At 67.1% G+C, this 21,459-nt stretch carries 15 protein-coding genes and 3 pseudogenes; 12 read left to right on the forward strand and 6 right to left on the reverse strand.

Translation table 11 applies throughout. From position 1 onward, the window contains the following. The 3 genes from ACTWPW_RS56475 to ACTWPW_RS56485 all read left to right on the forward strand — a co-directional run. Positions 1-344 (forward strand): hypothetical protein (locus ACTWPW_RS56475; RefSeq protein WP_443173892.1); only part of this gene is annotated, 344 nt, incomplete at its 5' end. 18 nt (positions 345-362) lie between these two features. Next, on the forward strand, positions 363-1,922 hold the full coding sequence (locus ACTWPW_RS56480; RefSeq protein WP_443173893.1) for a sugar ABC transporter ATP-binding protein: 1,560 nt from the start codon (positions 363-365) through the stop codon (positions 1,920-1,922). 16 nt (positions 1,923-1,938) lie between these two features. After that, entirely contained in the window at positions 1,939-2,964 is a 1,026-nt protein-coding gene (locus tag ACTWPW_RS56485) for an ABC transporter permease (protein WP_443173894.1), read from the forward strand. A 96-nt stretch (positions 2,965-3,060) separates the two neighbouring features. On the opposite strand, the pseudogene ACTWPW_RS56490 reads toward ACTWPW_RS56485, so the two are convergent. The 3 genes and pseudogenes from ACTWPW_RS56490 to ACTWPW_RS56500 form a co-directional block, all read right to left on the reverse strand. Further along, a pseudogene (locus ACTWPW_RS56490) lies at positions 3,061-4,897 on the reverse strand (acyl-CoA dehydrogenase). Positions 4,898-5,302: 405 nt separating this feature from the next. Next, complete coding sequence (locus tag ACTWPW_RS56495) at positions 5,303-6,181, reverse strand: amidohydrolase family protein (protein WP_443173895.1); 879 nt, start codon at positions 6,179-6,181, stop codon at positions 5,303-5,305. A 4-nt stretch (positions 6,182-6,185) separates the two neighbouring features. Next, positions 6,186-7,091: an SDR family oxidoreductase gene (locus ACTWPW_RS56500; protein WP_443173896.1), complete on the reverse strand. Its 906-nt coding sequence runs from the start codon at positions 7,089-7,091 to the stop codon at positions 6,186-6,188. A gap of 139 nt (positions 7,092-7,230) precedes the next feature. On the opposite strand from ACTWPW_RS56500, the gene ACTWPW_RS56505 reads away from it, so the two are divergent. The 7 genes and pseudogenes from ACTWPW_RS56505 to ACTWPW_RS56535 form a co-directional block, all read left to right on the forward strand. Beyond that, positions 7,231-7,692, forward strand: a complete 462-nt coding sequence (locus ACTWPW_RS56505) for a MarR family winged helix-turn-helix transcriptional regulator (protein ID WP_443173897.1) — start codon at positions 7,231-7,233, stop codon at positions 7,690-7,692. After that, positions 7,692-9,188, forward strand: a complete 1,497-nt coding sequence (gene menE / locus ACTWPW_RS56510; protein ID WP_443173898.1) for an o-succinylbenzoate--CoA ligase — start codon at positions 7,692-7,694, stop codon at positions 9,186-9,188. Before ACTWPW_RS56505 ends, menE begins: the two co-directional genes overlap by 1 nt. Before the next feature lie 306 nt (positions 9,189-9,494). Further along, positions 9,495-10,607 (forward strand): NAD(P)/FAD-dependent oxidoreductase, encoded by a 1,113-nt coding sequence (locus ACTWPW_RS56515; RefSeq protein WP_443173899.1) that lies wholly within the window; start codon positions 9,495-9,497, stop codon positions 10,605-10,607. Positions 10,608-12,201: 1,594 nt separating this feature from the next. After that, positions 12,202-13,002: a GNAT family N-acetyltransferase gene (locus ACTWPW_RS56520; protein ID WP_443173900.1), complete on the forward strand. Its 801-nt coding sequence runs from the start codon at positions 12,202-12,204 to the stop codon at positions 13,000-13,002. A 631-nt stretch (positions 13,003-13,633) separates the two neighbouring features. Next, positions 13,634-14,173 (forward strand): copper resistance CopC family protein, encoded by a 540-nt coding sequence (locus ACTWPW_RS56525; RefSeq protein WP_443173901.1) that lies wholly within the window; start codon positions 13,634-13,636, stop codon positions 14,171-14,173. Further along, a complete protein-coding gene (locus ACTWPW_RS56530) occupies positions 14,170-16,095 on the forward strand; it encodes a cytochrome c oxidase assembly protein (RefSeq protein WP_443173902.1) in 1,926 nt (641 codons plus the stop codon). The genes ACTWPW_RS56525 and ACTWPW_RS56530 overlap by 4 nt, the downstream gene beginning before the upstream one ends. Beyond that, positions 16,082-16,255, forward strand: a pseudogene (locus tag ACTWPW_RS56535) (IS630 family transposase); the annotation flags it as partial. The gene ACTWPW_RS56530 and the pseudogene ACTWPW_RS56535, both read left to right, overlap by 14 nt. A 277-nt stretch (positions 16,256-16,532) precedes the next feature. On the opposite strand, the pseudogene ACTWPW_RS56540 reads toward ACTWPW_RS56535, so the two are convergent. The 3 genes and pseudogenes from ACTWPW_RS56540 to ACTWPW_RS56550 all read right to left on the reverse strand — a co-directional run. After that, positions 16,533-16,986: pseudogene (locus ACTWPW_RS56540) on the reverse strand (transposase); the annotation flags it as partial. Positions 16,987-17,417: 431 nt separating this feature from the next. Beyond that, positions 17,418-18,947 (reverse strand): ArnT family glycosyltransferase, encoded by a 1,530-nt coding sequence (locus ACTWPW_RS56545; RefSeq protein WP_443173903.1) that lies wholly within the window; start codon positions 18,945-18,947, stop codon positions 17,418-17,420. A 656-nt stretch (positions 18,948-19,603) separates the two neighbouring features. After that, positions 19,604-20,662, reverse strand: coding sequence for an IS630 family transposase (locus ACTWPW_RS56550; RefSeq protein ID WP_443173906.1), 1,059 nt, complete (start codon positions 20,660-20,662; stop codon positions 19,604-19,606). Between ACTWPW_RS56550 and ACTWPW_RS56555 the strand changes: the two genes are divergently transcribed. Both ACTWPW_RS56555 and ACTWPW_RS56560 read left to right on the forward strand, forming a co-directional pair. Next, positions 20,634-21,152 carry a transposase gene (locus ACTWPW_RS56555; protein ID WP_443173904.1) on the forward strand — a complete coding sequence of 173 codons (519 nt, stop codon included), beginning with the start codon at positions 20,634-20,636 and terminating at the stop codon, positions 21,150-21,152. The genes ACTWPW_RS56550 and ACTWPW_RS56555 overlap by 29 nt on opposite strands. Before the next feature lie 30 nt (positions 21,153-21,182). Beyond that, positions 21,183-21,380, forward strand: coding sequence for a hypothetical protein (locus ACTWPW_RS56560; protein WP_443173905.1), 198 nt, complete (start codon positions 21,183-21,185; stop codon positions 21,378-21,380). Positions 21,381-21,459: the final 79 nt, after the last annotated feature.

Here is a 21,459-nt window from a genome sequence, read left to right on the forward strand (position 1 = left end):
TCGTCACGGTGGACATCGACCACTTCTTCGTGGCCGGCGTGCAACAGGCGCTGGTGGCGGCGAACAAGCCCGGCCTGCTGGTGGTCGGCAGCGAGTGTCAGCCGGACAATGTGACTTACATCCGCAGCGGCAAGGGTCAGCAGATTTGCTACGGCACCTCCAGCGGCTACCGCGGCTACGCGACAGTGGACGCGCTGAATCGCGCCTTCCATGGGCAGCAGCCGGTGCCCGCGGGCGCAGGCATCCAACTTGTGGACAAGGACCACAGCCTCCCGGCTCCGGACGCGGAGTTCACCGGCCCCATCGACTACGCGGGGCTCTATCAAAAGGCCTGGGGCCTCTAGCGCAGAAGGAAGGTGCCGATGATGTCCAGCGACTCCCCCGCCCGCGCAACCGCGGCGGTGGAGCTGACCGGAGTCAGCAAGTCCTTCGATGGCATTCGAGTGCTCAACGACGTACGGCTCCAGGTGGCGCAGGGTACAGTGCACGCTCTGCTGGGTGGCAACGGCTCGGGGAAGTCCACCACTTTGAAGATCCTGGCCGGCGTGTACGGCGCCGACCCCGGAGGAGCGATCGCCATCCACGGCCGACGGCACACCACCGAGTCGTACACCGCGGCGATAGCGCGCTCGTCGGGGCTTCGCTTCGTGCACCAGGATCTCGGGCTGGTCCCCGATCTGACGGTCAGCGAGAACTTCGCGCTGGACGAGGGCTATCCGCGGTGGGCTGGCCCGGCGATCTCATGGCGGCGGCTGCACCGCCGCACCGCAGAGCAACTGGCGCGGGCTCAGGTGGAGGTAGACCCGCAACGTCTGGTGCGCGACCTGCGGCCGAGCGACCAGACCCTGGTGGCTATCGCCCGGGCGCTGCGGGACATTGACCAGGGCGAGTATGTGACTTTGGTGCTGGACGAGCCCACCGCGAGCCTGCCGCACCATGAGGTCTCGCTATTGCTGGATGCCCTGCGGCGCTGCCGGGCTCAGGGCCAGACGATCATCTACGTGAGTCATCGGCTGCCCGAAGTACGCCTCATCGCGGACCGGATCAGTGTGCTGCGCGACGGGGTGATCGTGGCAGATGCCCCGCCCGCCGAGCTGGACGCGTCCCGGATGGTGGCGCTGATGGCGGGCGAGGCAGCACGTCGGCCCACCGGTGCTGCCTTCAAGCCGACCGGCGGGCCGCCGGCCCAGGCCAACGCCCGCCCGCCGGTGTTGCGCGTCACCAGGCTCACCGGAGGGCCACTGCGTGGCGTCGACCTGGAGGTCCAGCAGGGGGAGATCGTCGGTGTGGCCGGGCTGCTCGGGTCAGGCCGCTCCAGCCTGTTGCAAGCCCTGTTCGGCCGCCTGCCGACCCACGGGGGCCAGATCGAGATCGGCGGTAAGCCTGTCCGGCACCGGTCGGTCGCCGATGCGATCCGGCACGGAATCGCCCTGGTGCCGGAGGATCGTGCCCGGGACTCGGCGTTCGGCAGTCACCCGTTGTGGCAGAACATCTCCGTCACCGTCATCGGCAGGTACTGGGCTGGATGGCGCATGGCGCATCACGCCGAACGCCGGGACGCGACAGAGCTGATGACGTCCTTTGCGGTACGGGCGGCCGGCCCTGACGTCGCCTTTGAGTCGCTGTCCGGCGGAAACCAGCAGAAGGCGGTGCTGGCGCGTTGGTTCCGGCTCGATCCGCGCCTACTGCTGCTCGACGAGCCCACGCAGGGGGTCGACGCGGTAGCGCGCGCGGAGATCTACGCACTGGTTCGCGAGCACGTCACCCGCGGCAACGCGGCGCTGGTGGTGTCATCGGACTTCGAAGAGTTGGAAGGGCTGTGCGACCGAGTCGTCATCCTGCGCGGCGGTGCCTGCGTCGCCGAGCTTGCTGGGGATCGGTTGACCGAGGCAGCGATCGCGGCCGCAGCCCAGACCGCATGAAGGGACCTTGTCAGATATGGTCAACGATAACCGTGCAGTAGACGCCGATACGATCTCCTGGGCTGGCGGCGGGCGGGCGCACCGTAGCGCCGCCGTGGTAATCGAACGCTACGGCCTGCTCTTCATGCTGGTCATTATGACCGTGGCCTTTGCCATCCTGCCCACGTCGGGAGAAGCGTTTCGCAGTGTGGCTAATGTTCAGGCCCTGCTGGCCAACCAGGCAGTGGGCCTGGTGGTCGCACTGGCGCTGCTGTTCCCCATGGCCGCCGGGTTCCTGGACTTTTCCGTCGGTGCGGTGAGCGCGACGGCGTGCGTGGTCGCCGCGACCTCGATGTCGCGGTTCGGCTTGCCGGTGTGGGCGGCCATCGCGCTGGCGCTGGCGGCCGGAGTTCTGGTCGGCACGCTTTTGGGGCTGTTGGTGGCGCGGTTCAGTATGAATCCGTTCATCGCCACGCTGGGGATGGCGACGCTGCTGGGCGGGGCGATCTTCGCCTACACCGACGGCAGGCAGATCACCAAGGACATCTCTGCTGGGCTGACTGACCTGGGGTCGCTCACCTGGTTCGGGGTGCCCAGGATCGTGTTGGCCTCGGCGATGGTGGCCGTTGTGGTGTGGTTCCTCATGGGGCAGACGCCGCTGGGCCGCTACCTGTTCGCGGTCGGGTCCAACGCAACCGCGGCGCGCCTGGTGGGCGTCAATGTGATGCGCATTCAGCTGGTGTCCTTTGCGCTGTCAGGGTTGGTGGCCTCGATGGCCGGAGTGCTGCTGCTGGCGCGCCAGGGCGCGGCGACGTCGGACAGCGGCATGAGCATGTTGTTCCCCGCGCTCACTGCGGTCTTTCTCAGCACCATCGTCGTCGATCTTGGCCGCCCTTCGGTGCTGGGCACGGTCATCGGGGTGCTGTTCGTGGCGGTCAGCGTGAGCGGGCTGACCCTGGTGGGCGCGCCCTCGTGGGTGAGCCAGGTGTTCAACGGGGCTGCGCTACTGATGGCGGTGGGGCTGGCGAGCGTCGGTCGCAAGGGCGTCGCCATCCACCGCTGACCTCTCGAAACCCGGTCGGATCGACGGGCCTGGCAGCCACCCATGAGCCCGCGCCGTCAGGCGTGGACTCATGGGTGTCGCTGCTGCTCCGGCCGGTCAGAAGGACTCCTCCGGCACGTCCATCAGAGCGTTGTCCGTGCACTGGACGACCGCACGTCGGGCGGCGAGTTCAGGCAGCACGGTGGTGGCGAAGAACCGGGCCACGGCCGGCTTGCCCGCGTAGAAGGCGCGGTCGGCGGCTGTGAGACCGTCGCTCCCCAACCGGGCCAGGGCGGTCACGGCCTGCCGCAGCAGGAGGTACCCGATCATCAGATCGCCTGCGGACAACAGCAGCCGCGTGGTGTTCTGACCGACTCGATAAACCTCGCGGGAGTCGCGCTCGGCAGCGTGCAGCTGCCCCACCAATGCGTCCACCATGCTGTTGAGGTCCGCGAGAGCGGTCCGGACTGCGGCGCGTTCGCCCGCCAGCCGGTCGTCGGCACTGATGGAGTCCAGGAAGCCGCCGATCTCCGCGGACAGGGCGTTGAGGGCGGCGCGGTCGTTGCGGACAATCTTTCGGAAAAACAGGTCCTGCCCCTGGATCGCGGTGGTGCCCTCGTACAGGGTGTCGACCTTGGCGTCGCGGAGGTACTGCTCCAGAGGGTAGTCCTGCAGGTAGCCAGAACCGCCAAGGGTTTGCAGCGCCTGCGCAAGCTGCTCGCAGGCACGTTCGGACCCAGCCCCCTTGACTATCGGCAGCAGCAGGTCGTTGATCGCGTGCGCCGAGGTAACGTCGGCGCCGCCGTGTTCACCGATCAGGATCTCGTCCTGCCGGGCGGCTGTGTAGAGGACCAGCGCACGCAGCCCCTCAACGTAGGCCTTGTTCAGCAGCAAACTGCGCCGTACATCCGGATGGTGGATAATGGTGACCGGTGGGGCGGTTTTGTCTGCCCGGCGGGTCAGGTCGGCCGACTGGACGCGCGTTCGGGCGAACTCCAGCGCGTTCAGGTAGCCAGTGGACAGCGTTGCCATGGCCTTGACACCCACCAGCATCCGGGTGTGCTCGATCACGTCGAACATCTGCGCGATGCCGTCGACGGTGCCGCCGAGCAGGTGGCCGACGGCGGGCTCATGCTCGCCGAACCGCAGTTCGCAGGTGGTGGACGCCTTGATGCCCAGTTTGCGTTCGAGGCTGGTGGCGCGGACACCGTTGCGTGGGCCGAGTTCGCCGGTTTCGAGGTCGAACTGGAACTTCGGCACGAGGAATAGCGCCAGGCCTTTGGTGCCCGGGGCACCGCCTTGGGGCCGGGCCAGCACCAGATGGACGATGTTGTCACTCATGTCGTGCTCGCCGGAGGTGATGAAGCGTTTGATTCCCTCGATGTGCCAGGGTACCGTCCGGTTGCGGAACCGCCTTCGCCCTGCCAGCCCCGACGTCGGAGCCCGCGTCCGGTTCGGTGAGCACCATGGTGGCGCCCCAGCCGCGTTCGATGATGTGCCGGGCGATCCGGCGTTGCGGCTCGGTGCCGTGCCGGTAGATCACGCTGGCGAAGGGCACGCCGGTGCCGTACAGGTAGACCGGCGGGTTGGCGCCCAGGATCAGCTCTGCCACTGCCCACACCAGTGTGCGGGGCGCGGCCAGGCCGCCGAGGTCCGTCGGCGCCTCCAGCCGCCACCACTCCGCGGCGCGCAGCGCGGCGTGGCTCTTGCGCAGGGAGGCCGGCAGTGTGACCGAGCAGGTGACGGGGTCGAAGACCGGCGGGTGACGGTCGGCGTCGGCGAAAGAGTCGGCGACTGGCCCGACGGCCAGCCGGTTCACCTCCGCCAGCACGCTGCGTATCGTGGCGCGGTCCATCTCCGGGAAAGGACTGTTCGGTCCGACGACCCGATCGGTGCCGAGCATTTCGAAGAGGTTGAACTCGATGTCGCGGACGTTGCTCAGGTAGTGCCCCATGGCGGGAGCTCCTTGAATCGTGTCAACGCGGCACGTGGTCCGGCGCGACCGCCCCCACGACGGCGGCATGAACTGCGCCTGATCACCTGCCTCGGGCGTGGGGTGAGGCACGGCAAGGCAGCGGAGGTGCGGCTGGGCGAGGCAGTGCGGGCGACTCCCCCGTCCGCGCTCGTCGTCGCCGCCGCGACGATCTGGACGCCGCCGGGATTTTTGTCGACCACGGGCAGGCGTCCTTGAGCCGAAAGCGGTGCTGGGCCTGACCGGGTGAGGAAGCGTGCCCGGTTCACGTCATGGCTGGTCTTCGTGGTGAACTCCTCCGCCTCCGGCTGCCGAACTGGAGGTCCTCGCCAACCATGTCGGTGAGTTCGGCGAGGGCGGGCGTCTGGGCTTTCCTGGATCGACCGATCATGCGGGCAGGCCGAGCAGCCGGCCTGCGTTGAGCTTGAGGATCTGGGGGCGGACTTCGGGTTTGATGTCGAGCTCGGCGAAGTCGGCGATCCAGCGGTCCGGCGTGATGAGCGGGAAGTCCGAGCCGAACAGCATCTTGTGCTGCAGCAGCGAGTTGGCGTAGCGGATCAGGTTGGGCGGGAAGTACTTGGGCGCCCAGCCGGACAGATCAATCCAGACGTTGTCTTTGTGCGTGGCTACCGCGAGCGCCTCGTCCTGCCAGGGGAAGGACGGGTGTGCCATGACGATGGTCAGGTCGGGGAAGTCGGCCGCGACCTCGTCGAGGAGCATGGGATTGGACGGGCTTAGACGGATCCCACCGCCGCCGCGCAGCCCGGCGCCGATGCCGGTCTGGCCAGTGTGGAACACAGCCGGAACGCCGAGCTCGGTAATGGCCTCATACAGGGGATAGACCGCCCGGTCGTTCGGGTTGAAGTTCTGCAGACTGGGGTGGAACTTGAATCCGCGCACGCCGTACTCGCGGACCAGGCGGCCTGCCTCAGCCACCGCGGCACGGCCGCGTGCCGGGTCCAGACTGGCGAACGGAATCAGTATTTCGGGATGGCGTGCCGCAGCTTCGGCGACGAACTCGTTGCCGATCGGAGAGTGGCCGGTTGCGGCCTGGTGGTCCACCGTGAACACCACCGCGGCCATGGATCGATCGCGGTAAGTCTGTGCGATCTCATCCACGGTGGGAGCGCGGTGCGCGGACCTGAAGTACGCGGCCGAAGCCTCGAGGAGCTCGCCGCCCAGGGAGGTGTGGCCGGCCTCGTCCACCTCGATATGGACGTGAACGTCTAGGGCGGCCAAGGGGCCGGTACGGATCTGCGGGATCATCGGATCACTCCTGGGGCTGGGGAAGCTGTTCGCCTATGGTTTGCAGGTGGGGGTTCAGCGCAGTGGCCCAGGTGTCGGCCAGATCGTCGGCGCTCCAGCCGCCGTCGGCGTACGCGACCGCGATCTGCTGCGGGTGTGACCAGACACCGACCCGGTCGCCACCGATGCCGATGGCCTGTCCGGTGATGTCCGCCGCTGCGTCCGAGGCGAGGAAGGTCACCAGGCCGGCCGCGTCCCGCGGCGAGCCGAACCCCAGCGTACGGCGGACGAACGGCGGCAGCGGCGTGCCCTGCTCCAGCGCCTCGGTGTAGGGTCTGAAGAAGGGCACGGTCTTGGTCATCGCGGTCGCGGCGACCGGAATGACGGCGTTCACCGTGATCCGGGCCTTGGCCAGCTCCATCGCCCAGGTGCGGGCCATGCCCACGATGCCCGCCTTGGCGGCGGCGTAATTGGTCTGGCCGAAGGTCCCCCGCTGGCCGGTCGGCGAGCCGACGCAGATGATCCGGCCGCCCTCGCCCTGCTCGCGCATCCTCACCGCGGCGGCGCGGACACAGGTGAAAGTACCGCGGAGGTGGACGTGCATCACCGTGTCGAAGTCCTCGTCGGTCATCTTCCACAGCACGGCGTCGCGGAGCACTCCGGCGTTGGTGACCATCACATCGAGCCGTCCGAACTCGCCGACGGCTCGGTCCACCAGCGCCTGGGCCGCCGCTGAGTCACCCACCGGGGCTACCTCGGCCACCGCGGTGCCACCGTCCGCGCGGATCGCCGACACCGCAGCATCGGCCGCCGAGGCATCGATGTCGTTGACTACCAGCCGGGCGCCGGCTGTGGCCAGGTCGCGGGAGTAGGCCAGCCCGAGCCCGCCGCCCGCGCCAGTGATGACCGCCACCTTCCCTTTAAGATCCATTGCTTCTCCTTCTCTTTGGACGGATGTGTCTCGCGCGCACAGGTCGCTCGTGAGGCTGGACGCTACGGCAATATACATGATAATATCAATCATTGACATTTTCATCGATGTGAGAATTGCGATGGGGAGCGGCCCACCAGTGTCGGAGATCGAAAAGGTGCAGTTGGCCCAGGACACCGGCTTCCTGCTGGCGCGGACCAGCGGGCTCATCGTGCGGGTGACCAATGCCTATCTCGCGCGGCACGACCTGCGGGCCCGGCATTTCTCCGTGCTGTCGTACGTGTGCGACCTGGACGGGGCCTCCCAGCGGCAGATCGCCGCCTTCCTCGGACTCGACCCCAGCCCAGTGGTGGCGCTGATCGACACGTTGGAGGCCCAGGGTCTGGTAGAGCGGCTGCCGCATCCCAACGACCGACGGGCGCGCCTGGTGGCGCCGACACCTGCGGGAAAGGTACTGCGCGAGCAGGCCAAACAGGACGTCCGCGCGGCCCGGGAGCAATTCCTCTCCGACCTGTCCCCGCAGGAGCGCGAACTGCTGCTCGACATGCTCAGACGCTTGGCCTTCACCGACGACGAAACGGCCAACCGAAGGGAACCCTAATGCACAACCAGGGACTCGGATCATGGCCCGCCCGGCGGGCCCGCAGCAGCCCGCAGCGGCCCGCTCTGCGCTCAGCACATGGCGACCTGACTTACGCCGAACTCTCTGCCCGGGTCACGCGCCTGGCCCACGCGCTGCGTGAACTCGGGCTGGCCCGCGGTGACCGCATCGGCTATCTCGGCCCCAATCGTCCCTCGTTCGTGGAAACCATGTTCGCGGCCCACCTCCTGGGCGCCGTCTTCGTGCCGCTCAACACCCGACTGGCCGCACCTGAGCTAGATCTCCAGCTCGGCGACTGCGGCGCCTCCGTGTTGGTCTACAGTGCGGAAAGCGCCAGCGTCGTGGCGAGCCTGACGACCGTCCCGACTCGGCTGGCCGTCGACGGCACCGCCAGCGGGGCGAACGACTACGAGGAACAAATCCGGGCCGCCGCTGCTGATCCGATCGACGAGCCCGTGGGCCATGATGACCTCGCGTTCATCCTCTACACCTCCGGCACCAGCGGACACCCCAAGGGCGTGATGCTGACGCACGGGAACGTGATCTGGAACTGCGTGAACACGCTGGTCGAACTGGACCTGACCGGCAACGAGGTCACACTGGTGAGCGCGCCGCTCTTCCACGTCGCCGCGCTGGACATGACCTTGCTGCCCACCGTTCTCAAGGGCGGCACTGCGGTCCTGATGGCCACGTGGAACATTGAGGACTGCTTCGACTTGATCGAACGGCACCGGGTGACGTGGATGTTCGGCGTCCCCACCATGTTCGCCGACTTGGCGCTATCCCCCCGCTGGAACACGGCTGACCTATCCTCGGTGCGGTCGCTTCTGGCGGGCGGAGCGCCAGTGCCGATCCCGCTGATCCGCACCTACCAGGAGCGCGGGCTGAGCTTCCTGCAGGGCTTTGGCTTGACTGAGGCGGCACCCGGTGCCCTGATCCTGCGCGCCGAGATGAGTACGGTGAAGGCCGGTTCTGTGGGCGTGCCGCACTTCTTCAGCGACGTCCGCATGATGCGCGCTGACGGAAGCGCCGCCGAGGTCGGCGAGCCGGGCGAGATCCTCGTCCATGGGCCGACCGTGATGCCGGGCTACTGGGGACGGTCCGAGGCCACGGCCGCGGTGCTGTCTCCGGACGGCTGGCTACGGACCGGCGATGTGGGCCGGATGGACGAGGACGGCTATGTCTGCATCGTCGACCGGCTTACGGACATGTACATCTCCGGCGGCGAGAACGTCTATCCGGCCGAGGTGGAGGCGCAACTGCTGGAGCATCCAGCTGTGGCCGAGTGCGCCGTGGTCGGGGTGCCGGACGACAAGTGGGGCGAGGTAGGCCGCGCCTTCATCCGGGTACGGACCGGCGCGCGAGCGAACGACGCGGATCTGCTCACCTTTCTCACCGGCCGGCTGGCGCGATATAAGCTTCCCAAGTCCTTTCGCTTCGTCGACGAACTGCCCCATACCGCATCAGGGAAGATTAACAGGAGGGCACTTCGGTGACCCTCCCTATCGATGGATTATCTGCCCAGACACGGTTCACCGGCGCCACCTCCACGGGGTTGTCCCGAGCTATGCCCGCCACGGATGTACCGTGCCCGAAGTCGTCGCCGCCCATCCGGTGCCCCGGGCCGAACCGGGACCCGAGTAACCCCACAGACCGGTATGACCGCGGTCAGTGCGTATCCTCGTGATCGGCGTCGCATTCCATCAATCATCATGCGCGTCACAACGGCCGGCGGCCCTGTCCTTCGGACTCCCAGCAGCGGCGCGCGGTTCCCCTAAGACTCAACAAGCATAAGGAGCGTCATGTCACGCGTGGTAATCGTCGGCGGCGGCTTTGCTGGACTGTGGAGCGCCGCTGCCGCCGCCCGGGTCCGCGGAGAGTCCGATGTGGACATCACCCTGGTTGCACCGAACGAGGACCTGGTGCTGCGTCCCCGGTTGCACCGGCTGGACCCTGACTGGTCCCTGGTGCCGCTGAAGCGCTTCCTCAAGCCGATCGGCGTCTCGCACGTACGCGCCGCCGTAACCGAGATTGACACCGCCGCGCGCCACGTGGTCGCGGCCGGCCAGACGATCGAGTACGACCGGCTGGTGCTGGCTACCGGCAGCAATCTTGTCCGCCCGACGATCCCCGGCGCGGAATACCTGTTCGATATAGACACGGTGAACGGTGTGGCCCGCCTTGCGGGCCGACTGCGGGACCTGGACCGTTTCACCGCCGTGATCGTCGGCTCCGGCTTCACCGGTCTCGAGCTGGCAACCGAACTGGCGGCGCGCGGCCGGGTGGTACTGATCGAACGGGCCGGTGCGGTCGGCCCGGACCTGGGCCCCGGACCGCGACCGCAGATCGAGTCCGCCCTGGCAGAGCTGGGCGTCGAGGTACGGCTTGGTACCAGCGTGACCGAGGTGGACCAGGCCGGCGCGGTGCTCGCCGACGGCGCCCATGTCGCCGCCGATGTCGTGGTGTGGACTGGAGGTATGCGGGCCAACGGGCTGACCGCGCAGATCCCGGTCGAACGCGACGCGCTGGGCCGACTGGTGGTCGACCGCCACCTGCGCGTCCTCGAAGACGTGTTCGCCGCCGGCGACGTCGCGGCCGGCCACGCCGATCCTGACCATCACGTGTTGCAGAGCTGCCAGTTCGCCGTCCCGATGGGCAAGGCGGCCGGGCACAACGCCGTCGCCGACCTGCTCGGTGTACCCCTGGTGGACTTCACCCCCGACCCGTACGTGACCTTCCTGGATCTGGGCGCGGCCGGCGCGGTCTTCACCACCGGCTGGGACCGGCAAGTGCAACTGCATGGAGCAGAGGGCAAACAGCTGAAGAACATTATCCTGGATGTGATCCACCCTCCGCTCGACGACGCGGTGGAGATCCTGCGATCCGCCGGACAGCAGAGCAACAACGTCGCTTGATCTCCTGGCCGACATCCGGGCAGTGCCTTGACGAAGAGATCATCCGGTGAGCCCGGATGCCCTGACGGGGCATCCGGGCTTCGCCAGCCGTCAATCGCCGGGCAGACCCGGCAGGCCGACCACGGCATCGTCACGGACACCATGCCATGGGCCGATGGTGCGCCCCCGGCCAAGGCCGGGTAGTTGGTGGCCGCCCCAGAAGCTGGCGATCTTCCCTGGCAACTGTCGTGGCACCGTTGGGGTGGCCGGCAGCACCCTTGTGAGGTTGCCCCGGATAAGGGCTTCGCTTCCCGCGACGTTGGACCGAGCAGGCCAGCGTTGCGCACCGTCCCGCACGGCTCGGCTGCCTTTCGGGGTGCCATGCGGTCGGCGTCCGTCGTGCAAGAGTCGCGCGACGTTCTGAACCAGGGCGCGGGAGGCGCCGAGCGTGGCATGATGAGCAATCCCGTGGAGCCATTCGGCGCTGAGCGTTCTTGTAGTGAAAGCTCTTCTACCGCGGGCGCGATGGTCTGTTTCCGGCCTTCGGTGACTCCCCCAAAGGCCGGGAATGCGGCGGGCGGCGTCCAAGAAATTCCTGTCGCACGAACCATCTCGCTGAGATCACTCAGTGGCGCCGGACAGGCGGCGGCGGGTGTCGAGGGCAGCACCGGAACCCGGCCGACCTGTGCCTCGTTTCTGCTGAGCCGCACTCAGGGGGTTTGCCCGCCACGATGAGCAGCCGCCTCCAGCAGCGGCCGCTATGTCATCTTGCCGGCCGTGCCGCACCGCGGCCAGCGCGGATCGTCCCCGTGTCGCGGACTCGATCAGAGCAGCACGCACCGGCAGGGACGAGTCCGCGTATGTCGAAGGCCGCCGCAGGTCCCCTCCGTTCCGTCGACGGAGCGAACAACATCTCGGCGCCCTGCCACCCTCCCTCGTGACGGGAGCATTCGAGTGCGGCAGAGGTCGTCGAACACCCGGTAAAGGATCCCGCTATACGGTCCGGGGGTAAGGTACGATCCCACATATACCTACCTGGGGTAGGGTCCGCCGAGCAAAGCGACTGTCCGGCTCGTAAGAACCATGAAGGATGCTCTGTGTCTTCTGCCGATATCGCGCACGACCAGCGCGACGGGCCAAAGGAGTGGCTCGGTCTTCTGGCGGCGCTGGCCCTCGACGGCGGTGTACCTGCTGGTCACCCAGCGCCTTCAACGGGTGGAGGGGCTCTCACCCGTGCAAGTGGGGCTGTGGATGCTGCCGGGAGCGGCTCTGCACGTGCTCGTCGCGACGGCCTGCCTCCTGACCCGACGTATCCGCCCCGGATATCTCACCGCCGCAGGGCTCGCTGCCCAGGTGATCGACTATCTGACGCTTACCCAGATCATCGCCGTCGGCGGGTTGCCGCCGCTGGCCGCGGGCTTCATCGTGCCCTATCCCGCCGTCGCGCCGGCCATGGCCCGCACCGCCGACCTGGTCGTCGGCTCCGTGGCACCGCACAAGGCTGGATCCACCTCCGGGACTGGCCACCAGCTGCAGCGACCTTGGCATCCCACCGTGCCTTGCCATCATCGGCAGCACCGGCACCGCTGTACACCGCTCTCAGATCAGCAGCGAGTTGCCCACCAGCGGCCTGCTGCCGCAGGCTGTCACGGCCACCCGCGACAGCCTCGACGGCGCTGTTTCCGCACCACGGAGCCTGCCCGCCCATGTGGGCCGCGAACTGCGCGCCCCCACGCGTGAGGCCTTTGCCAGCGGGCTTAACGTGGCCGCCGCCATCGCCGCGATCACCACCGGCGGTGCAGCGAACCTGGCGCCGCTCAGGCTTCGCCACCTTCCTCCCGCCGGGCAACCCACCAGTCGGCGCGGGTTCGGTTGTCCGCCGGCTGATCACCACAACGCTGACAGCCGCGCGCAATCGAAGCCAGCTGTCACGATAACGCATTCAAAAGTACAGAGCCACCACAAAACGATAGGATTTCCTGTGGTATTGATCCGTCGTGCGACGGCCGATGACGCATCCGCCATTCATGGCATGATGCGTGAACTCGCGGACTCCCTGCATCATGGATCCGCGATCGCCATTAGCGTGGACCGCCTCAAGGAGTTTCTCACCCGCCCGGAGATCACCTATTTGGTCGCCGAAAAAGGCGGACAGGCGATCGGTTACGTGTCCTGGTTCGAGAGAGTCAATTTCTGGTCCGGCACGGATTATTTCGCCCTGGATGATCTTTACGTGTGTGGCGAGGAGCGCGGGCGGGGGGTTGGCGAGCAGCTGATGAGAGCAGTAGCCAAGGCCGCCGACGGCCGGCTGATCCGCTGGGAGGTCGCCGAGAGCAACGTAGGGGCGCAGCGGTTCTACGAGCGCATAGGGGCAAGCCTGGTCTCTAAGAAGATCTGCCGATGGCAGGAAATGTAGGGGACACCATCCGGCTGCCCCATCAGCCTAGCGGCGCACCGACCCGCCAGAGACAGCGCTAGGGAATAGCGACCACTTATGGCAGTAGTACCCGTGGTGATGGCGTGCCGCGATCGATCGTCGCCGTGCCGAAACCTTTCTCATCGCCGGAAGTGCCGGCCATGGCGAGTTAAGCGCGCTCCACTTCGCCAACGCGCCGGCAAGACAAACGGCACCTGGCAAGGTGTTCAGCGTGGACCACACAAGCAGCCCGGCCTTCGCTTCGCGCCACCTCTGAGCGAGCCTCATGACGCGCGAGGAGCATGCAGTTGCCCACTCACCAGAAGTCCATGCAGTCCTCATGGAGCACCATCACGTGGCAGTGGTGCCAGGCTGAGCTCGCCCCCTGCGGAGATCATGATGGGCGACGCGGAAGAGGCGCTGCGCAACCGTAAACGTGCTGGTCCTCCTGCTGGCGAAGGCGATTCGCAGGAGGCGGAGTCCCGCCTGGTCGCCAAGGCCACCAGCGCCCTGGGTGACGCCGAAGCAGCGACGCGGGCCACCAGCTCAGAGTTTCAAATGCCCGACGCCGTCGCAGGGCCCAGCGGCTCGGCCGCGGCCGGGCGGCCGCATCGATAAACCTGGAGGTGCCTTGAAGAAATCCCGGCTCGCGGCCCTTACCGCGATCCTCACTGCCCTATTGGTGCTCGGTACCGCCGCGACCGCTGTAGCGCACGACTCCCTCAAACGCAGCAACCCTGCCAAGGACGCCACGGTCAAGTCGGTCGACGAGGTCGAGCTCGAGTTCACTGCCAAGGTCCGCATGCCGTACGTTCTCATCCGAGGGGCCGGTGATGTCCAGCATCAGCAGGGCGAGCCCGCGATAGACGGCCCGATCGTGAGGCAGAAGCTCAAGACCGCTCTGCCCGACGGGCAGTACACCATCGCCTATCGCGTCGTCTCGTCCGACGGTCACCCGATCGAAGGGGAGATACCTTTCCGTGTGACGAGGGCAGGCAAGCCGTTCCCGACCGCAGATCCGACCACGACGACCACCGCCGCTCTGGCTCCGACGGCACAGGCATCGGCGCAGGAATCGACATCGTTGCCGGTCTGGCTGCTCCTGACCATGAGCGCGCTCGCCGTTATCGGCCTCGGATTCATGCTCAGCGCGCGCAAAAAGAAGCCATGACCAGAGCCAGGAGCCTCGCGTTCGCTGCGGCGGTCGTGGCACTCATCGCCCTATCAATCGGCATGTTGGCCGGTGGCACGGCCTTCCCACGGGTCATCCCCGGGCTGCCTGACCCAGGTGTACTCACCCGGTGGGGACTGCCGCTGGCCAAGCTGGCTCTGGACGCCGGTGGCGTGCTCACGGTAGGCCTGCTGCTGGCGGCCTCCACCTTGCTCCCCAGTGACAAGGGCATGCTCGGCAAGAGCGCAATCGTCTACGTCCAGACCGCGTCATGGACGGCGCTCGTCTGGGCCGGCGGGGCATTGTTGTTGCTGGTGTTTGGGACATCCGAGAACTCGGCCAAGCCGGTTGGCCAGCTCCTCAATCCGGCGATCGTGGCCGACTACGCCAGACAGACGAGCCAGGGTGTCGCGCCCACGCTAGTGCTGTTGTTCGCGCTCGCGATCGCGTTGTTCTCACGGAGCGCCATCACTTCCGGAGCAGCCGGCGGGTTGCTTGTGTTCGCGCTGGCTGCGCTGTTACCGCCAGCACTCACCGGTCATGCCTCTTCCTCGCCCAACCACGCTCTGGCCACATCGGCGCTGTCGATCCACGTGCTCTGCCTAGCTTTGTGGGTGGGCGGGCTGGCGGTGGTCTCGGCGCAGGCCATACGCGGGCAGCCGCAGCTGGAAATCGCCGCGACCAGATTCTCCAAGATGGCACTGTGGTGCTTCATCGGAGTAGGGGCGTCAGGTCTGTTCGGCGTGGTGGCCCGGCTCGGCGCAGCGTCTGACTTGTGGACGTCTGACTATGGGGTGCTGATCGTGGCGAAGATTGCCGCGTTCGTGCTGCTGGGCTATGTGGGCTGGTGGCACCGGCAACGCACGCTGGTTAGCCTCGAAGGTGGCAGGCCGGGCGCATTCACTCGGCTGGCAGGTGGCGAGATGCTGCTGATGGCCGCCACCATGGGGCTGGCCGTCGCGCTCACCCGCACAGAGCCACCGCCGGTCGTCGTGCCGACCGACCGTGCCTTTGATCTGCTCGGCTTCTTCGTGCCGCCGCCGATCTCGCTCGGAAACCTGGTCACGCTGTGGTGGTTCGACCTGCTCCTCGCCGTGGTGGCGGCCGTTCTGGGTGGGCTCTACGGCGCCGGGGTATATCAGCTCCTGCGGCGGGGTGACACGTGGCCGTGGGGGCGCACTGCCTCCTGGTTCATCGGGGTGGCGGTGCTGGTCATCGCCACGCAGAGCGGGCTGGCGCGCTACGCCAGAGTTATGTTCGACGCGCACTTGATCGAGCACTTCACGCTGTCCATGATCGTGCCGATCTTCCTGGTGCTCGGTGGGCCCGTAACTCTTGCGCTGCGCGTGATCCCACCGGCCACCAAGCGCGGTGACAGGGGGCCGCGGGAGTGGCTCACTACGATCCTGCGCAGTCAGGCCGTCAAGGTCATTGCCCATCCAGCCACCGCAATGGTCCTGTTGATCGCCTCAACGTACGCGCTGTACTTCACACCATTGTTCGAGTCGGCGATGCTCGAGCGCCTCGGGCACATCGCGATGTCCCTGCACTTCCTACTCAGCGGCTGTCTGTTCTTCTGGGTGATCATTGGGAACGATCCTGTGCCGTATCGAGTGTCGTACGCGTGGCGATTGCTGACACTCTTCGTCACGATGCTGTTCCACGGGCTGCTCGGCATCGCGTTGACGACGATGGACACCGTGATCGCCTCCGACTGGTACGAGCAGCTGAGCCGCCCGTGGGGTGGGACGCTGCTGGAGGTCCAGCGCAACGGCGCGGCGATCGCATGGGGCTTCGGCGCGATCCCGACCCTGATCGTGGTGCTGGCGATTGCCGCGCAGTGGTATCGGGATCAGGCGTGGGAGAACCAGCGGGCCGCCCGCAGGTCGGACCGCCCCTCCGACGATCTCGCACCGCCCTGACCACACCGTCCAGACCCGGGCGCTGCACGCGTACCTTCGCTGGCGCAACGCCCACGCCCGCCACCGTCACGTGCTGGCCGCCCAACGCCGCGAACGCGCCCGCACCTGCGGTGAGAAGGGCCTCCGCTGGGGAGGCCGACCCCTCGCCCGCGCACCCTGAAGCCCGTTTCCTCACCCGGTGATCGTTTCCGGTCCCAGCAGAAGAGCCTGCGGAAGTGCTGCAGCCGTGCGCTCGAGCCGGGCGAGGGCGTGACTGCGGAAAGGGCGGCGGATTTCGTTGGTGGAGTACCCCACCGGCTCAACACGGCTGGCGAGCGTGGCGGTGCTGATGGTGGACGGGGCGAGAACCTCCTGTGTGGGTGGCGGTGCCGTCGCAGTCGCAGTCGCAGGGAGATCTCTCGGACACGGCGGTGGTGGCCTGTTGGACGGCGAGGAATGCGGCGGCTAACTGCGCCAGGGTGATGTGCCGGTGCCTGCCGTGGTAGAAGCGGGCGGTTGTCTCGGATCAAAAACTCCCTCTCAGGGACGACATCGGTGGCATACGCGCTGTTGCCGCGCGTGATGGCGGCCGCGTACGGCAGGCCGCGCAAGGTCAGGCCCGCCCGAAGCGCGGTCACATCACCGTAGCCGCAATCGGCCACCACCAGCGGGCACCGGCACCCAGGCGACCAGCTCATCCAGCATGTCCAGCGCCTGCTGCCACTTGGCACGGTGCAGCCAATCGTCAGGGATGCCGCAACGCCGCCGCCGCTCGGCGATCACCGAGATCTCGGCCGCGTCGTCGACCAGCGCGTCGTTCCAGTGTTGCGGCAGGAACGGCCGCCCGTTCAACGCGGCCGAGCAGGCAACGGTGACCGCGTGCACGCTGACCGCGATCTGACAGTTGGTCACCTTTCCCTCGGTCCCGGTGTACTACCGGGCCGCTTCGGGAGAGGCATCGCCTTCCTTCAGGTTCCCGGTTCATCCAGCACCCGCGCCCGCGGCGCCATCACGCTGACCGCATGCTGCGCCAGACACCCCGCACCGCCACATGCTCCCAGGTAGGGGAGGTGATGAACTGCTGCAACCGCTGGTAATCCACCCCAGCCGCTCAGCCATCGGCAGCATCGACTTACGCCGCCCGTCCAGCATCAGCCCCGCAGATACAACCCGCCATCGGGCCGCTGCTCCCGACACGCGAAGCGGGTAAACACCTCACCCGCGAAGTCCCCAAGGCGGCCTCGGGACATCGGCCAGCCCTGCCGGAGTCATGCGACGGCCGTCTCACCCAAGACCGAACTAACAAAGCACTACCAGGTCAGAAAGTTGGACAGGCGCGCTCGTCACGACAGATGTGCGATTCGTGGCCACTGGACAGACCAGAGCTCGCGCTGCCCTTTGCATATCCATACTGGCGTGCCTTGCTCCTTGTTGTTCAGTCCGACGCCGTTGTCGATACGCTCGGCGATTCGCACGTCGGTCCAGAACCGTCGCAGGTAGGCCCGGCTCTGAGGACCGTCCAAGCCGACGAAGATCGTCGTGGCCTCGCCATCTGGTGGCGGGCCGAAGTGCCAGTAGCCGTTGTGGCCGCTGTACGGGCGGGGCAGGCCATGTGCCGTGCCATACAGATCGATGGCGCCAGCCTGGCCGTAGTTGGCGGCCATGACGACCACTCGCTCGTTGGTGGGCAGCGAGTTCCTGACCCTGGCCACCGCAGCGACCAGTTCCGGCCAGCCCACGGTCTCGCCCGCATCTGGGTTGATGTAGGGCTGCGGCGTACGCGCCACCCACGACACCGGATAGACCGGCAAAGTCATGAGGACCGATGTCACACCGGTAATCACGAACGTGGGCCAGGAGGTCACCCATGCCCACCGGGTGGGTAGGTGGCGATGGGACAGCTCGGTGAAGCCCACCGCCCATAGCCCGGCCCACAGCCCGGCTAGATAGTACGGTTTACCGCCGGTGAGCAGGAAAACCGCGCACAGCAGCAAGTAAGTCCAGCCCAGGAATCGGAACGGGCGCAGCCATTCGGCGCGGAACAGCCGCCACGCGCCGTAGATCCACACCACCGACAGAACGACTCCGGTGAGCACGATTTGGAAGGGCATGAAGCCTGGCCGGCCGGCGAAAGAGCCGTTGCCTGCGATGGCTTGGGCCATGTCCAGTTGCGGCCAGCCGTACCGGTTCTGCCAAAGAAGGGCGGGCGCTGAGGTGAGCAATGCGATTGCCGCGCCCGCCCAGAACAGCGGACGGCGCAGCACGTCGCGCGGCCCGGCGGCAAGCATGCTCACCACGAGCGCTGCCAGCAGGGCGACAGAGAGGTACTTCACCTGGAAGGCGACAGCTGCGAGCGCGCCAGCGTACAGCAGCAGCCGGTCGTCGCGGGTGCGAGCCCAGCGCATGGCCACCCAGACCAGCGTGGTGGACAGCAGCAGGTCGGCTGTCGCGGTGTACAAGGTGTGCCCGGTGCTCAGCACGAATGGGCATACAGCATAGGCGGTGGCCGTCATGATCTGGGCACGGCGTGACCCGCTTAACTCACGGGCGGTCAGCGCGGCGACCACTACCCCCGCCGCCGTCATCAACGCGGCTGGGAACCGCACCGCGACGATTGACTCGCCAAACACAGACGTGATTCCACGCATGATCAGCGGAAGAAGGGGCGGCTGGTCCGGGTAACTCCAGTCAAGATTGCGGCCCGCGACAATGAAGTACAGTTCGTCGCGGTGGAAGCCGTACCGACCACTGAGCGCGGTTAGTATCACCAGCAGACCCGCTGCGACGGTGAGGACCCCGTGTCGGGCAAAAGCTGGCACTGAGAGGTTTTGCCGATCGGTGACGAGCGTAAGCGCAGAGCCAGGAGCGGTCACCAACGGTTGCTCCGTCGAATGAGCATCGGTGGACCGAGTGCCCCGAGACGGAGCACCTCGACTGCGCACCCTCACTCTGGCCTCCGGCAACTTGCTGAACAGGACGTAATCCCGCGAATTTCGAAGATTGAGGGCGGCGCTACCCTTGAGCCGGTCGACACACGCTTCTTTGATGACCTCCGATGGCGTCGACGAGGGCCAAGATGCCTTGCACTATGGGGGCGGATATGATCCTCGCATGTGTGAAGCTTCAGATCCAGGAGTGATTCGGCCAAAGCAAGCCGAATTCCCGCCATAATCTGGGCGCCATAGGTCCGTTCACGAACGGGGCCACCCGCAAGGACGCCCAGCGACATCCCCGCTGCGGAATCGCGAAGAGCCTCGCCCGCAGCGTGACGAGTCCCTTGTGCTCGCCACGAATCCCTTACCCACCCCGCTGAATTCGTTAGCGGGTTCATCCTTACGCTGAGCGGGCCAGCAGGCAGCACCGCGCCGTCACGGATCCCTACTTGCTGCGCGCGAGGAGCAGGCGTCCTACACCAGCCCTCGTGCGTGGGGCTCGGTCACGCTGGCCAGGAATTCCGCCACGGCACCGCGCTAGCTTGATCTTGAACCTGGCGGCTCCGGGCAGCGCCTGGTGATGAACTAGTGGCCCGTCACGCAACCTTGGCTGGATAACTGGTCCAGCTTCGGATGGGTGAGCTGGCGGCGAAGCTGGTCTTCGGCTGGGCGCGGGCGTTGCGCCAGCGGACGTGGCCGCCTATCGCCGTGTTCTGCTCCTCGTGGGTGCGGTGGTCGGTGCCGTTGAGGGCGTAGTAGCGCAGCGCCGCGAATTCGGACTCGATCCAGTTCAGCCACGAGCCGTAGGTGGGCAGGAACACCAGCTCGACGTCGTTGTCGGCGGCCCAGGCGCGGACCTGGGGGTGCTTGTGCAGCGAGTAGTTGTCCATGATCACGTACAGCCTCTCGCCGGGCCACCGCGAGCGCAGGGTCTTCAGGAAGGACAGAAACTCGCGCCACCGCTTGCGCCGGCGGATGCGGTAGTACAGCTTGCCGGTGGCCAGATCCAGCGCGGCGATCATGTGCATGACGCCGGAGTAACGGTGGTAGGTGGCCGGCAGCCGGGCCGGGCTGCGGGCCGGCCGCCACCTCTTGCCCTTGCGGGGCATCAGGTTCAGCGGGCCGAACTCATCGGCGCAGATGACCCGCCCGTCGGCGGGCGGGTGATCGTATAACTCCAGTACCCGCTGCATCTTGGCGATGAAGTGCGGGTCGTTGGACGCCTTCCAGGTCGTGGTGGTCTGCCAGCTCACCCCGTTCTTGCGCAGGATGCGCCGCAGGTGCTCGCGGCTGATGGCGGCCACCACGCCGCGGGCGATGAGGTGTTCGGCCAGAGTGCGCAGACTCCAGGTGGAGTGGCCGGTGATGCCCCACTCGGCAGGGACCGTCCGGGCGATCAGGCAGATGTGCTCACGCACCTGCTCACTGATCGCCGCGGGCCGGCCCCTGCTCCATTTTGGGTCCAGCGCGTCGAACCCCCGCTCGTTGAAGGCGTGGATGACATCGCGCACGTAGTCGTCGCTGACCTGCATCAACGAGGTGATGTCCGGGACGCTCTGGCCTTGCCCGGACATCATCACCACGATCGCCCGGCGCAGCTTGACCGGGTCCTTGGCGGTCCGGGTGATGCGCTGGATCTTCCGGCCTTCCTCCATCGTCAAGGGCCGGACGAACACATCCGGTGGACGAGCCACAACTACCTCCCGGTTTGCAGGGGCAGCCAGCTTTACGGGTTCACCGGTCGAGATCAATTACCCGGTCAACGTTCCGGGACGGGCTATTAGCCACCATGACCGCCACGCAACCGCGCGACGTGGCGAACGGCTCATGGCCGCGCCGCAGTGGCAGGCCGGTGACCCGGAGATCCTCATCGTGGCCGGCGCTGGTTATGACGGGGCTGGGCTGGCGTGGCTGTTGCGTGATCTGCTGTATCGGATTCTGGCCCGGATGCGCTCGGATCGGGTCCTGCGCCGGCCCGCTCCCGTGCGCCTTGCCGGGCCGCGGCCGACCACCGCGCCATGGCGGCGAGTTCGTCTTCGGCGATCTTTGCAGCTGGGGTGTTCCGCAGGTGATCACGACGACCGGCACCAGCCTGTATGGGCAGGCCCGCACCCCAGGCGTCGGATCGGCTGCATCCGAGGCTGACCCGCCGCGCGGCCTGGGCCGAGGCGGCCGATGATCGAGGGCGCCGTGATCCGCGCGGAAGCGGATCGCCTGCCCAGCGGAGCGATTCCCGAGCCGGTGTGGCTGTGGTGGTCGCGCCTGGACGCCACTGCGAGCGAGGTCGACAGGATGCGGCAGGCGTTCCTGCGCCGCTTCGACATCGAGATCTGTCAAGCACAATGCACCGATAACTACAGCCTGGCCGTGTAGAGCGGGTGCTCAGCTGTCGGTGACCGGTTCGTCGGATGGGGGTGCCTTGGTCTGCTGCCAGCGTCTGCGGTTGTGGTAG

Origin of the sequence: Nonomuraea sp. KM90, from assembly GCF_052246675.1 — a bacterium.
Classification (GTDB): Bacteria; Actinomycetota; Actinomycetes; order Streptosporangiales; family Streptosporangiaceae; genus Nonomuraea.

What these genes read in the sequence shown, in the direction of transcription:
- ACTWPW_RS56530 (WP_443173902.1), top strand. Translation starts at nt 14,170, where the DNA reads ATGACCAGAGCCAGGAGCCTCGCGTTCGCTGCGGCGGTCGTGGCACTC.
- ACTWPW_RS56480 (WP_443173893.1), top strand. Translation starts at nt 363, where the DNA reads ATGATGTCCAGCGACTCCCCCGCCCGCGCAACCGCGGCGGTGGAGCTG.
- ACTWPW_RS56560 (WP_443173905.1), top strand. Translation starts at nt 21,183, where the DNA reads ATGATCGAGGGCGCCGTGATCCGCGCGGAAGCGGATCGCCTGCCCAGC.
- ACTWPW_RS56485 (WP_443173894.1), top strand. Translation starts at nt 1,939, where the DNA reads ATGGTCAACGATAACCGTGCAGTAGACGCCGATACGATCTCCTGGGCT.
- ACTWPW_RS56500 (WP_443173896.1), bottom strand. Translation starts at nt 7,091, where the DNA reads ATGGATCTTAAAGGGAAGGTGGCGGTCATCACTGGCGCGGGCGGCGGG.
- ACTWPW_RS56555 (WP_443173904.1), top strand. Translation starts at nt 20,634, where the DNA reads ATGCGCTGGATCTTCCGGCCTTCCTCCATCGTCAAGGGCCGGACGAAC.
- ACTWPW_RS56515 (WP_443173899.1), top strand. Translation starts at nt 9,495, where the DNA reads ATGTCACGCGTGGTAATCGTCGGCGGCGGCTTTGCTGGACTGTGGAGC.
- ACTWPW_RS56495 (WP_443173895.1), bottom strand. Translation starts at nt 6,181, where the DNA reads ATGATCCCGCAGATCCGTACCGGCCCCTTGGCCGCCCTAGACGTTCAC.
- menE (WP_443173898.1), top strand. Translation starts at nt 7,692, where the DNA reads ATGCACAACCAGGGACTCGGATCATGGCCCGCCCGGCGGGCCCGCAGC.
- ACTWPW_RS56550 (WP_443173906.1), bottom strand. Translation starts at nt 20,662, where the DNA reads ATGGAGGAAGGCCGGAAGATCCAGCGCATCACCCGGACCGCCAAGGAC.